10 protein-coding genes are annotated in these 12,052 nt (G+C 68.6%); 8 read left to right on the top strand and 2 right to left on the bottom strand.

The annotated features are described in order from the left end of the window. Window positions 1–10 precede the first annotated feature (10 nt). The 4 genes from ilvC (at window position 11) to leuA (ending at window position 6,008) form a co-directional block, all read left to right on the top strand. Window positions 11–1,000, top strand: a complete 990-nt coding sequence (gene ilvC, locus FRANCCI3_RS18370; protein WP_011438014.1) for a ketol-acid reductoisomerase — start codon at window positions 11–13, stop codon at window positions 998–1,000. Window positions 1,001–1,300: 300 nt separating this feature from the next. Beyond that, the gene (gene serA, locus FRANCCI3_RS18365) at window positions 1,301–2,890 is read left to right on the top strand and encodes a phosphoglycerate dehydrogenase (protein WP_011438013.1); all 1,590 of its coding nucleotides are present in this window, start codon (window positions 1,301–1,303) and stop codon (window positions 2,888–2,890) included. Window positions 2,891–3,407: 517 nt separating this feature from the next. Next, on the top strand, window positions 3,408–4,025 hold the full coding sequence (locus tag FRANCCI3_RS18360; RefSeq protein ID WP_232235001.1) for a septum formation family protein: 618 nt from the start codon (window positions 3,408–3,410) through the stop codon (window positions 4,023–4,025). Window positions 4,026–4,274: 249 nt separating this feature from the next. Then, complete coding sequence (gene leuA / locus FRANCCI3_RS18355) at window positions 4,275–6,008, top strand: 2-isopropylmalate synthase (protein WP_011438011.1); 1,734 nt, start codon at window positions 4,275–4,277, stop codon at window positions 6,006–6,008. Here leuA and FRANCCI3_RS18350 read toward each other — a convergent pair. Together FRANCCI3_RS18350 and FRANCCI3_RS18345 are read right to left on the bottom strand one after the other, a co-directional pair. Then, window positions 6,005–6,301, bottom strand: coding sequence for a DUF1059 domain-containing protein (locus FRANCCI3_RS18350; RefSeq protein ID WP_011438010.1), 297 nt, complete (start codon window positions 6,299–6,301; stop codon window positions 6,005–6,007). The genes leuA and FRANCCI3_RS18350 overlap by 4 nt on opposite strands. Then, window positions 6,298–7,659, bottom strand: a complete 1,362-nt coding sequence (locus FRANCCI3_RS18345) for an EAL domain-containing protein (protein ID WP_011438009.1) — start codon at window positions 7,657–7,659, stop codon at window positions 6,298–6,300. The genes FRANCCI3_RS18350 and FRANCCI3_RS18345 overlap by 4 nt, the downstream gene beginning before the upstream one ends. A gap of 621 nt (window positions 7,660–8,280) precedes the next feature. Between FRANCCI3_RS18345 and FRANCCI3_RS18340 the strand changes: the two genes are divergently transcribed. The 4 genes from FRANCCI3_RS18340 to FRANCCI3_RS18325 all read left to right on the top strand — a co-directional run bounded on the left by FRANCCI3_RS18340 (window position 8,281) and on the right by FRANCCI3_RS18325 (window position 11,869). Beyond that, complete coding sequence (locus FRANCCI3_RS18340; protein ID WP_011438008.1) at window positions 8,281–9,309, top strand: 3-isopropylmalate dehydrogenase; 1,029 nt, start codon at window positions 8,281–8,283, stop codon at window positions 9,307–9,309. 267 nt (window positions 9,310–9,576) lie between these two features. Continuing rightward, a complete protein-coding gene (ilvE, locus tag FRANCCI3_RS18335; RefSeq protein ID WP_011438007.1) occupies window positions 9,577–10,503 on the top strand; it encodes a branched-chain-amino-acid transaminase in 927 nt (308 codons plus the stop codon). 191 nt (window positions 10,504–10,694) lie between these two features. Continuing rightward, a complete protein-coding gene (locus FRANCCI3_RS18330; protein WP_023840243.1) occupies window positions 10,695–11,081 on the top strand; it encodes a CBS domain-containing protein in 387 nt (128 codons plus the stop codon). Between the two features lie 110 nt (window positions 11,082–11,191). Then, the gene (locus FRANCCI3_RS18325; protein ID WP_035731281.1) at window positions 11,192–11,869 is read left to right on the top strand and encodes a Crp/Fnr family transcriptional regulator; all 678 of its coding nucleotides are present in this window, start codon (window positions 11,192–11,194) and stop codon (window positions 11,867–11,869) included. Window positions 11,870–12,052: the final 183 nt, after the last annotated feature.

Here is a 12,052-nt window from a genome sequence, read left to right as displayed (position 1 = left end):
ATTCCCCACGATGGTCGAGATCTACTACGACGACGACGCCTCGCTGGACGTCCTGGCCGACCGTAAGGTCGCCGTCATCGGCTACGGCAGCCAGGGCCACGCGCACGCGCTGAACCTGCGCGACAGTGGCGTCGACGTGCGGGTCGGCCTGCCGGCGGACAGCCGCAGCCGGGCCAGGGCCGAGGAAGAGGGCCTGCGGGTCCTCACTCCGGCGGAGGCGTCCGCCGAGGCCGACATCATCATGCTGCTCACTCCGGACACCACCCATCGCACGATCTACGCGGAGTCCATCGCCCCGCACCTCACCGCGGGCAAGGCGCTGGCGTTCGGGCACGGTTTCAACATCCGCTACGGGCTCATCGAGCCGCCGGCCGGCGTCGACGTGTTCATGGTCGCTCCGAAGGGGCCGGGTCACCTGGTGCGGCGGGTGTTCGAGGAGGGCAAGGGCGTTCCCGTCCTCGTCGCGGTGGAGGCCGACGCGAGCGGCAACGCGCTGGCCGTCGCGCTGGCCTACGCCAAGGGCATCGGTGGCACCCGGGCCGGTGCGCTGAGGACCACCTTCACCGAGGAGACCGAGACCGACCTGTTCGGCGAGCAGGCCGTGCTCTGCGGCGGCGCCAGCGCGCTCGTGCAGGCCGGCTTCGAGACCCTCGTCGAGGCGGGCTACACCCCGGAGGTCGCCTACTTCGAGTGCCTGCACGAGCTCAAGCTCATCGTCGACCTGATGTACGAGGGCGGCATCTCCCAGATGCGGTACTCGATCTCGGACACCGCGGAGTACGGCGATGTCACGCGTGGCCCGCGCGTCATCACCCCCGCCGTGAAGGCCGAGATGCGCAAGATCCTCGACGAGATCCGTGACGGCGCGTTCGCTCGCGAGTGGGTGGCCGAAGACGACAACGGTCGGCCGAATTTCACCAAGCTCGTGGCGGAGGGCAAGCAGCACCCGATCGAGCAGGTCGGCGCGAAGCTCCGGCCGATGATGTCTTGGATCGCCTGATTTCTGGATCGCCAGGTAGGTCCCGCGGGTCGTCGGGCGGATCGTGCCCTCTCGGGGGCGGCCGTGGTGCGCTGCCGCCGTCCCCGGGTGCGGGCCGTCCCCGTCCGGGTGCCGGGCACGCCGTCGCCGTCGGTCGGCGGAAAGGGCTCGGAGTCCACGGCGGGCGTCGGTAGGCTGGGCCCGCCGCCTCGTGCGGTGTCCGCAGTATCCACGTTCATCATCGCCAGGCCGAAGGCCACGTGATCACGCCTCGTTCCGCGTCGCCTCCCGGTCTGACCCGAGGTCGCTAGGAGAGGTCCAGTGCCTGTCGTACTCGTTGCCGAGGAGCTCTCACCGGCCGGGCTGGAGGTGCTGTCCGGGGACTTCGAGGTTCGTCACGTTGACGGTGCCGACCGGTCCGCGTTGCTGCCCGCCATCGCCGACGTCGATGCCGTGATCGTCCGGTCGGCCACCAAGATCGACGCCGAGGTGCTCGCCACCGCGGGAAAGCTCAAGGTCGTCGCCCGGGCCGGCATCGGGCTGGACAACGTCGACGTCGCCGCCGCCACCCAGCGCGGTGTCATGGTGGTCAACGCGCCGCAGTCGAACATCGTCAGTGCGGCCGAGCATGCGATCGCGCTGCTGCTCGCCGTCGCCCGGCGGGTTCCCGCGGCCAGCGAGGCACTGCGCGGCGGCGAGTGGAAGCGCTCGAAGTACGTCGGTGTCGAACTCGTGGAGAAGACGGCCGGCGTCGTCGGCCTCGGGCGGATCGGCGTGCTCGTGGCGCAGCGGCTCGCCGGCTTCGGGATGAAGGTCATCGCCTACGACCCGTACGTGTCGGTGGCCCGTGCCGCGCAGCACGGCGTGACCCTCGTCGACCTCGACGAGCTGCTTCGGCAGAGTGACGTGATCACGATCCATCTGCCCAAGACGCCGGAGACGCTCGGTCTGATCGGCACCGACGAGCTGGCCCGGACCAGGCCCGGTGTCATCATCGTCAACGCGGCGCGCGGCGGCCTCGTTGACGAGGCGGCGCTCGCCGAGGCGGTCCGCTCCGGTCAGGTCGGCGGTGCGGGCATCGACGTCTTCGCCAAGGAGCCCACGACGGCCTCCCCGCTGTTCGGGCTCGACAACGTCGTCGTCACCCCCCACCTTGGCGCGTCCACCCAGGAGGCGCAGGACAAGGCCGGGCTCGCCGTCGCCCGCTCGGTGCGGCTGGCGCTGCAGGGCGAGTTCGTGCCCGACGCGGTCAACGTGCAGGCCGGTGGCGTCGTGGCCGAGGACCTCCGGCCGGGTCTTCCGCTCGCGGAGAAACTCGGGCAGCTCTTCTCCGGCCTCGCGGGCAGCCTGGCCGCCGCGATCACTGTCGAGGTGCGTGGCGAGATCGCCGTGCACGACGTCTCGGTGTTGCAGCTCGCGGTGCTCAAGGGTGTGTTCACCGACGTGACCGAGGAGCAGGTCACCTACGTCAACGCGCCGCTGCTGGCCAAGGAGCGCGGGGTCGACGTGGCCTTGGAGACCGCCGAGGACAGCCCCGACTATCACAACCTCGTGACTGTGCGAGGAGTCCTCGCCGACGGCACGCCCGTGTCGGTGAGCGGCACGCTTGTCGGCTCGCGGCAGGTCGAGAAGATCACCGCGATCGACGGGTTCGAGGTCGACATCCGGCCCGAGGCGCATCTGGCGTTCTTCCGCTACGAGGACCGGCCGGGGATCGTCGGCGCGGTCGGTGCCCTGCTCGGCGAGGCGCACATCAACATCGCCAGTGCGCAGGTCAGCCGCCTGCAGGCCGGCGGCGAGGCGTTGATGTCGCTGTCGCTCGACGACGCGGTCGCCCCCGACATCCTGGCCGAGATCGCGAAGATCATCGGCGCTTCCTACGCCAGGGCCGTAAGCATCAGCAGCGACTGACCCCTTCCCCACACGGTGGCTTCGCCACCGTGTGGGGTCTCCGCAAAGGCACCTTCGGCGATTTTGCGGGGGGAGTCGTGGGGGCCTTCGGTGGTCCGGGGTGTTCCTCGGGTTGCCGTGGATTACCTGGGCTGGATGGGGTTTACCAGGGGTAGCTGCGGGCGATCTCAACGGTAGGCGATCGATTGGGTACGGGTAGCGGTGGCGTGGGGACGTGATCCAGGTGATCTTTCCGTGGAACGCGCGCCGTAGTCGTGGTGCCGGGTTTACCGTGGCTAGCATGGCGTCGCGGCATCAGGACCCGTTCGAGGGGCTTCGCCTGGATGAGCGATTCGTCCGCGGAGCCCGGTTTCTCGAACCGTCCGCGGCCGAGCGCAGCCGGCAGCACGGCCGGCCGGCTTCCAGTCGCTGTCAGGTCGTCCCAGCTTCCCGGGGTCTGCCCGGCTTTTTCCATCGGCTGGTGGCGCCGCCCAGACCACCGGGCCGCCCCCGCCAGATCGCGCGAATGGTCACGTTCATGGCCATCATCGTCGGGATGATCACCATCACCGTCGTCGCCCTGCGGCAGACGGCGAACCGGACCAGCCCGACCGCCGCACGGCTGGTGCCGACCACGTCGTCGGGGTCCTCCGCGGCCACCAAGCAGACCGCCGTACCGGCTGCCACCGGCACGCTGACCGGTCCCCCCGCCGGCTTTGGGATCAGGCCGGACCTGCTCGCGGCCCTGCGGCCGGGTGACTGCCTGAACTGGACCCCGTATCCGGCGGGCTCGCCCGCCTCGGTCGATCCGGTGGTGCCCGTCCGGGTGAGCTGCCGGGAGCCCCATATCGACGAGGTCACCCGGATGGTCGACCTGGCGGTGCTCTTCCATCGCTGGCCTGGCGCGTCGGTGGTCGCCGAGGTGACGGACGAGCGCTGTGCCGGAGCACTGCGCGAGTTCCCCGGAACCGTCGACAGCACTCCGCACCGCACCGTTGGCACGATCTACCCGTCCGAACCCAGCTGGCAGCTCGGTGCGCACGCGGCCGTGTGCACCGTGCGCACCGACGACCTGCGGCCCCGCAGCGGTCAGTTCCGTGTCCCCGGCGCCGTCGCGGCACCGGAGTTTCCTCGCGGTCGGCCGAACATCCGGTAATGTTGGTGCGCGATGCGTGCGCTGCTTCTCCTTAGCCGCCGCGGCGGGGCCTGATACCTGAGCTGGCTTCCCCGTCGCGGTGTTTTCGTGTGTCAGCGTCGGGATCCTCGCCATCCGGCGGTCCAGCGTCCAGGTGCGACCTGACGCTCCTCTGCTGATTCTCCGCGGATCCTCCGGCATCCAGTCACCCACGTCGCGAACCGTGTGATCACGGTCGCGGGGGACTCCTTCGAGGAAGCAGGAGCAGGAATGACCACGCAGCAGCCGTCCGGCATGCCGGTCGAGAAGTACCGTCCGTTCGTCCCCGTCTCACTTCCCGACCGGGCCTGGCCCGAGCGGACGATCACTCGCGCCCCGCAATGGTGCAGTGTCGATCTGCGCGACGGTAACCAGGCACTGATCGACCCGATGACCCCCGCCCGCAAGATGCAGATGTTCGAGCTGCTGGTGGCGATGGGGTACAAGGAGATCGAGGTCGGGTTCCCGGCGGCCAGCCAGACCGACTTCGACTTCATCCGGCAGCTGATCGAATCAGATCGCATCCCGGACGACGTCGTCATCCAGGTCCTGACGCAGGCGCGGGAGGACCTGATCGAGCGCACGGCCGCGTCGCTGGTCGGCGCGGACCGGGCGCTGATCCACCTGTACAACTCGACATCCACGTTGCAGCGGCGGGTGGTGTTCGGTCTTGATCGGGCGGGGGTGACCGAGATCGCGGTGCAGGGCGCTCGGTGGTGTGCCCAGTACGCCGAGAAACTACTGGACGGCACCGATGTGCGCTGGCAGTACAGCCCGGAGTCGTTCACCGGCACCGAACTCGACTACGCGGTGGAGGTGTGCGAGGCAGTCATGGACGTGTGGGCGCCGACCCCGCAGCGTCCGGTCGTGCTGAACCTGCCGGCGACGGTCGAGATGTCGACCCCGAACGTCTACGCCGACCAGATCGAATGGGTCGGGCGGAACCTGACCCGCCGGGATGCCGTCGTGCTGTCCCTGCACCCGCACAACGACCGGGGCTGCGCGGTCGCCGCGGCGGAACTGGGTGTGCTGGCCGGCGCCGACCGGGTCGAGGGCTGCCTGTTCGGCAATGGGGAACGGACCGGAAACGTCTGCCTGGTCACGCTGGGGATGAACCTGTTCTCGCAGGGGATCGACCCGATGATCGATTTCTCGGACATCGACGGGATCCGACGCGCGGTGGAGTACTGCAACCAACTGCCCGTCCATCCCCGTCATCCCTACGGCGGCGACCTCGTCTACACCGCCTTCTCCGGCTCCCATCAGGACGCCATCAAGAAGGGTTTCGAGGCCATGGAGCGCACCGGCCAGACCCGCTGGGAGGTGCCCTACCTGCCGATCGACCCGAAGGACGTCGGCCGCTCCTACGAGGCGGTGATCCGGGTGAACAGTCAGTCCGGCAAGGGAGGGGTGGCATACCTGCTGAAGTCCGAGCACTCCCTGGACCTGCCGCGCCGGCTGCAGATCGAGTTCTCCGGTGTCGTACAGCGCCACACCGACTCCGCGGGCGGCGAGGTGACGGCCGAGGAACTCTGGACGATTTTCCGCAGCGAGTACTTCCTGGACGGCGCGGAGGGGTCCGGCCCGCTCGAACTGCTGGGCTCCCGGACGACGGCGGCGTCGGGCGATCGGGACGAGGTCTCCGTCTCGGTCCGTTTCCAGGGGGCCGACACGGTGATCACGGGAACCGGCAACGGCCCCATTGACGCATTCGTCACGGCGCTCGCCAGCCGCGATCTGACCGTGCGGATTCTGGACTACAACGAGCACGCCCTGGGCTCGGGAGCGGATGCGCGAGCGGCCGCGTACCTCGAGGTGGCCGTCGACGACCGGATCTTCTGGGGAGTCGGGATCGACGCCAACATCGTGACGGCGTCCCTGCGGGCCGTGGTGAGTGCCGTGAACCGGGCTGCCCGGGACCGTTCGGTGCCCGCGCGGGCTGGTCGTGGTGGTGGCGCTGGTTAGTCGTGGTGGTCCGCCGGTTCCACGTCGTGGATATTCTGGCGGACCTCGTCCAGCATCGACTCCGGGATATCCGTCATACCATGATCAACTCTCGCGTGGGTGTCGACGGAACGGAGAAGATCGTCTTCGGTGGGGGCGATCATGCGCGTCTCGCAGTCGTGCATGATCGCACCACAGTAGAATTGCTTCATGCTCGGGTGCCGGACGATGATCTCTGCCGACGCGGAATGGCTCCTGGCCGCTGGGCTCGGCGACATGAGCGCCTGCGCGGTCCAATAGCGGTTTCGCCTCATGTGGACATTTCCGCGAGCCGTAGCATCAGACGCTCCATCCGTACCAGGCCGAGTGGGCGCCCCATCTCGGTCACGATTATCACGGGATCGAATCGGCTGGCCCGGGCCCGCGTCATGGCGCGACGCGCGACCTCGGTCACCGGCTCCTCGGGCCGCGCGAAGAGCGTCGTGGGAACACGGCGCGGTTCCGTGCCGCCGCCCGGGCCGCCGGACAGATGCAGGGCGACCGGTCGGCATCGGTTGGAGACGATGACGGTCGCTCGAGGCGTCCGGTCACCGTCCGGTCCGGCCGGATCATCGCCGGCCGCGAGACCGTCCCGGTTCCGGGCGGCGCTCATGGGACAGGACGGACAGTCCGCGGACATGGCGCACCGACCGGAGTCACCTATGCTGATCGTGACCTGTTCCATCAGGCTCTCGATGCTCGCGGCGTGGTTGCTGCGTTCCGAGAACTGGCGGATACGCCTAGCCACGGTTGGGTCGAGCTGCTGCCAGGCCCGGGAGGGACGCCCGAGCAGGAATCCCTGGCCGAGCGGAACCCCCAGCGCGACCAGCATTCCGAGCTCGTCGAACCGCTCGACCCCCTCCGCGATGACCCAGGCGTTGAGCCGGCTGGCGAAGGTGCCGACCAGCTCGGTGAGGGCGATCTTGACCTGGTCGTCGTCCACGTTGACTACGAGCGAGCGGTCCAGCTTGACGAAGTCGGGGCGGATCCGCGCCAGCTGCCGCAACCCGGCATAGCCCGAGCCGACGTCGTCCATCGCCACGAACGCACCGAGGTTGCGCAGTGCGCCCGCGGTGGTCGTCAGGCCGGTGGTGGCGTCGAGGTCGACTGCCTCGTTGAGTTCTAGGACCAGGCGCCGCAGGTCCGCGCGCTGCCAGATTGCCGTGACTTCTGGTGCGGTGAGCAGATGGGGCAGGACGTTGACCGCGAGGAAGCAGCGGTCGGGAAGCCGGTCACGCGCCTCCAGCGCGGCGGCGAGGACACGGGCCTCCAACTGGGCCGCGAGCCCGAGCCGGTCCGCCTCGGCGAAGACGAGGTCGGGCGGGTGGGCCGGGTGGCTGTGGAAGCGGGCGAGCGCCTCATACCCCGCGATGACCCCCCGTTGCAGATCCACGATCGGCTGGAAGAACAGCATGGGTTCGTCGGGGTCGGCGAGAATTCGGCGCAGGTCGGGCCGGTCGTCGCCACGCGTCCCACCGCCGTCGCCGTTCTTCAACCGGCCGAGGGGACCCGCCCCATCGGCCGCGGGCAGCGTCCTGCCCTCGGCCACGCCACCGGACGAAACAGCCGCGTCGCCGACATCGGGGCGGTCGCTGGACGGAGGTCCCGCGGGAGTCCGCTGCCGAGTAATCATGCGCCGTGCACCCCCTCGCATCGAAGCACGTCGCACCTGTCCTGTAAGTGAGTTTCTTACCATCCGGCCGCGATGCCGGGTGCGAGTACCGTCCGGAGTTGTGAATTCTGCGCTCTTTTGTGTGACCGGCGGGTAGCGGTCAGATTGCCGTTCATCGTCCTTCCCGTGTCCCCGACGCAAGATCGGCGATTTCTGGGCGCCGGAGGCGTCGTTCATCGTTGATCCGTTGCCAAAACGGTCATTGCTCGCCAGGATTTTCGGGTGCCGACGCGAGGCGTGCGAGTAGTCCGAGTCGGCCGATGGAAATCAATCCAGCGACAACGAGGGTGAACTTTATTTGGCGAGGTGGTGCACTACGATTACTCAAGGTGATCGAATGCGGAGGTGTGAGGCGCCGTTCCGGCGCTGAGGTTGGACTGAGGTAATGGAATGGCTACTGTTAGCAGCCATTCGGGGGTGGTTCGCGGCCGTTCGGGAGCACGATGACGGCCGTCGGGGCGGCGGCCCGTCGTGAGCGGCCCCGTGCGGCCCCGTGCGGCCCCGTGCCGGATCGGCGCCGGTCGGGTGGGCCAGGCCGGGTGGGACCGCTGCGGGGCCGCGGTCGGCCGCTACAGTCGGCCTATGAGGCTTGCGGTGATTGGCGGTGACGGGATCGGCCCCGAGGTGGTGGCGGAGGGGTTGCGGGTGCTGCGCGCGGTACATCCCAAGGTCGACACGACCGAATACGACCTGGGTGCCCGGCGCTGGCACGAGACCGGGGAGACGCTGCCCGACTCGGTGCTGGAGGAACTGCGCGGTCACGACGCGATCCTGCTCGGGGCGGTCGGTGATCCCGGCGTGCCCAGCGGTGTCCTCGAGCGTGGCCTGCTGCTGCGGCTGCGGTTCGAGTTCGACCATCACGTCAATCTCCGGCCGGTGCGGCTCTATCCGGGAGTCCGCTCGCCGCTGGCCGGAGATCCGGCCATCGACATGATCGTGGTGCGGGAGGGCACGGAGGGGCCGTACGCGGGCGCGGGGGGTGTGCTCCGGAAGGGGACGCCCCATGAGGTGGCGACCGAGGAGAGCCTCAACACCCGGTACGGCGTCGAGCGCGTCGTGCGCGACGCGTTCCGGCGGGCCGATCGACGCGAGCGTCGCCACCTGACTCTCGTGCACAAGAACAACGTGCTGACCAAGGCCGGCGACCTGTGGTCGCGCACCGTGGCCGAGGTGGCGCCCGAGTTCCCCGACGTGCGCGTCGACTACCAGCACGTGGACGCGGCCTCGATGTTCTTCGTGACCGATCCGGGTCGGTTCGACGTCGTCGTGACGGACAACATGTTCGGTGACATCCTCACCGACATCGGCGCGGCCATCACCGGCGGGATCGGCCTGGCCGCCAGTGGCAACCTCGATCCCTCCGGTGTCCACCCGAGCATGTTCGAGCCCGTGCACGGCAGCGCCCCGGATATCGCCGGCAGGCAACTCGCCGACCCGACGGCCACCGTCGCCTCGGTGGCGATGCTACTCGATCATCTCGGCCACGCCGAGGAGGCGGCGAAGGTCGAGGCCGCCGTCGCCTCCTCCCTGGCGGATCGTGCCGCCGCGGGAGCGGCCCAGCCGTCGACCCGGGAACGTGGCGAGGACCTTGCCGCGCGGGCTGCGGGCTGAGTTCTCGTCACGCCGGTCTTCTCGTCACCCCGCCACGCCGGTCTTCTCGTCACCCCGCCACGCCGGTCTTCTCGTCACCCCGCCACGCCGCCGGTGGAGGCCGGATGGTTGATCGCCGCGGGGCCCTTCCGGTCCAGGTGCGTCGTGGTTATTCTCTACGGGAGCCGTAGATCCGGTAAGACGGCAGCCGACAGGGCCCCACCACGGCGAAGATCGGCGGATTCGTCATCTCCTGTTCGCTTCGTCGCACTTTGGCCTGGAGTCGCCGTGCCTATCACCCCAACCTCGAAGATCTGGATGAGTGGAGAGTTCGTCGACTGGGACGACGCCCGCATCCACGTGCTCAACCCGACCCTGCACTACGGGTGGGGTGTGTTCGAAGGCATCCGCTGCTACGAGACGGCCCAGGGGCCCGCCGTGTTCCGGCTGACGGACCACATCGCCCGTCTCTACCGCAGTGCCAAGATTTATGTGATGGAGCCGTCCTTCACGCCGGAGCAGGTCGTCGCGGCGACGAAGGAGACCATCGCGGTGAACGACATCGCCTCCTGCTACATCCGGCCGCTGATCCACCTCGGTTACGGTGAGATGGGGCTCAATCCGTTGCCCTCTCCTGTCGAGGTCATGATCGCGGTGTGGCCGTGGGGTGCCTACCTTGGCGAGGAGGCGGAGGAGAACGGCGTCCGCGCGATGATCTCCTCCTGGAAGCGGAACGACCCGAACATCACGCCGCCGGCGGCCAAGGCGTCCGGGCAGTACCTCAACTCGTCCCTGGCGAAGGTCGCGGCGGTCAAGGCCGGTTACGACGAGGCAATTCTGACCAGCCCCAACGGCCACATCGCCGACGGCACCGGGGAAAACGTCTTCATCGTCTCCGGACGCAAGGTCATCACTCCGCTCCTCACGGACGGTCCGCTCGGTGGCATCACCCGCGCCTCGATCATGAGGATCGCCGCCGACCAGGGGTACGAGGTGATCGAGCAGCACATCGTGCGCACCGACCTCTATCTGGCTGACGAGGCGTTCTTCACCGGCACGGCGGCCGAGATCGTGCCGATCGTCGAGGTGGACGACCGGCAGGTCGGGAGCGGGAAGCCGGGCCCCGTCACCCGGGAGCTGCTGGAGATCTTCCACCGCGCGACCCGAGGGGAACTGGACCGATACCAGGAGTGGAACGAGTTCGTCCAGCAATAACGCCGTGGCCGGCGTCGTCGCGGGCGTTCCACGTTGCCCCGCGTCCCGGCCAGGGCCGTGAGCCCGGCCCCGCGTGGCCGGGCTCACATAATGCCCATGCCGAAGCATCGTGTGCTCTGGTCAACACGGCAGGCAGGGCCTACCGTCGCGAGTAGCAGTTTTCACGAATGCACAAGCGTCGGGAGGGCGTCGTGCGGGTTTCGGAGGGTATGAGTTCCCTTGTTCTCATGATCGGCCCGGGGCACACGCTTCGCCAGGCGGCGAGGCTGATGGCGGCGCGCAAGGTCGGTGCCGCGGTCGTCCACGATGCGGACAGCGAGGGCTACGGGATCCTGACCGAACGGGACGTTCTGCGGTCGATCGCCGCGGCTCAGGATCCGGATGTCGAGATCGCGGGTGACCATCTCACCCGCGATGTCGTCTTCGCGGATCCGGAGTGGTCCTTGGACGAGGCGGCTGCCGCGATGCTGCGAGGTGGTTTTCGGCACCTTATCGTTACCTCGGGTGGTGGCGTAGCCGGAATCCTCTCCATGCGCGACGTGGTACGTTGCTGGAGTAGTCATCATGTTACGGTATGATGTCGACTGTGTCGTACGCCGGGAATGCTTGCGGTCTGCCGCCGCATCCGATCCCGTCGTCCGGGGTAGTTGGGGAACATGAGGCAGGCGGACGGCGCTACGGTCACCGCATGCACGACAACGAGGCGGTCGCCCTGCTCCGAGCGACCACGCTGCTGAAGGAACTGCAGGAGGAGGACCTGTTGCGGCTCGCCACACGAGCCGTCACGCGACGTTTCCGGCGTGGACAGGTTGTCTTCACGGAAGGCGAACCCGCCGACACCCTTCTGGTGGTCGCCTCCGGACGGTTGAAGGTGCTCACGAAGGCCGATGACGGCCGTGATCACGTTTTGAACATTGTCGGGCCACGGGAAACCCTGGGAGAACTCAACATCGTCGAAGGGGGGACCCGGTCCGCCGGCGTCGAGGCGCTCGAACCGAGTACCGCGCTGGTTCTCGACCGCACCGCGGTGTGGGAACTCGTGCGGGAACGACCGGCCGTCGCCGAGCAGCTCATCCGAGCACTGGTGGCGCACGTGCGACGCCTCACCGGAGCGAATGCCGACCTCGTCTTCCTCGATCTGCCGCGACGCGTGGCCAAGTTGCTCCTGCTGCGGATGCGGGAGGCAGGGCGTCCAGTGATCGAACTCGGCCTCACACAGACCGAGATCGCCTCGCTGCTCGGCGGTTCCCGCCAGTCGGTGAACCAGGCGTTGCGCGAGTTCGAGCGGAGGACCTGGATCCTCTCGGAAGGTCAGACCATCACGATCCTGCAGGTCGACCGGCTACGTCGGTTCGCGGGGGACTGAGATCCTCCGCTATGGCGCACGCCACACCCGTCACATGTCGGGCCTGTTACATCGTAGGCTTGTCACCCGGCGGCGAACCCGTCTCCGTCGCGCGCTTCGGTCGCTGACCCCTGGGACCGGGCGCGTGGCGGCCCCAGGTTCCCGAACTCTGCTCGGTTCGGCGTGCCGGAGGTTGTCCGGACC

Source organism: Frankia casuarinae (genome assembly GCF_000013345.1).
Taxonomy (GTDB): Bacteria; Actinomycetota; Actinomycetes; order Frankiales; family Frankiaceae; genus Frankia; species Frankia casuarinae.
This window is presented reverse-complemented; position numbering and strand designations above follow the sequence as displayed.

Excerpts from the sequence above, each read along its gene's own strand:
- FRANCCI3_RS18360 (WP_232235001.1), top strand. The coding sequence starts at position 3,408 with ATGGCCATCATCGTCGGGATGATCACCATCACCGTCGTCGCCCTGCGG.
- FRANCCI3_RS18345 (WP_011438009.1), bottom strand. The coding sequence starts at position 7,659 with ATGATTACTCGGCAGCGGACTCCCGCGGGACCTCCGTCCAGCGACCGC.
- leuA (WP_011438011.1), top strand. The coding sequence starts at position 4,275 with ATGACCACGCAGCAGCCGTCCGGCATGCCGGTCGAGAAGTACCGTCCG.
- FRANCCI3_RS18340 (WP_011438008.1), top strand. The coding sequence starts at position 8,281 with ATGAGGCTTGCGGTGATTGGCGGTGACGGGATCGGCCCCGAGGTGGTG.
- FRANCCI3_RS18350 (WP_011438010.1), bottom strand. The coding sequence starts at position 6,301 with ATGAGGCGAAACCGCTATTGGACCGCGCAGGCGCTCATGTCGCCGAGC.
- ilvC (WP_011438014.1), top strand. The coding sequence starts at position 11 with ATGGTCGAGATCTACTACGACGACGACGCCTCGCTGGACGTCCTGGCC.
- FRANCCI3_RS18325 (WP_035731281.1), top strand. The coding sequence starts at position 11,192 with ATGCACGACAACGAGGCGGTCGCCCTGCTCCGAGCGACCACGCTGCTG.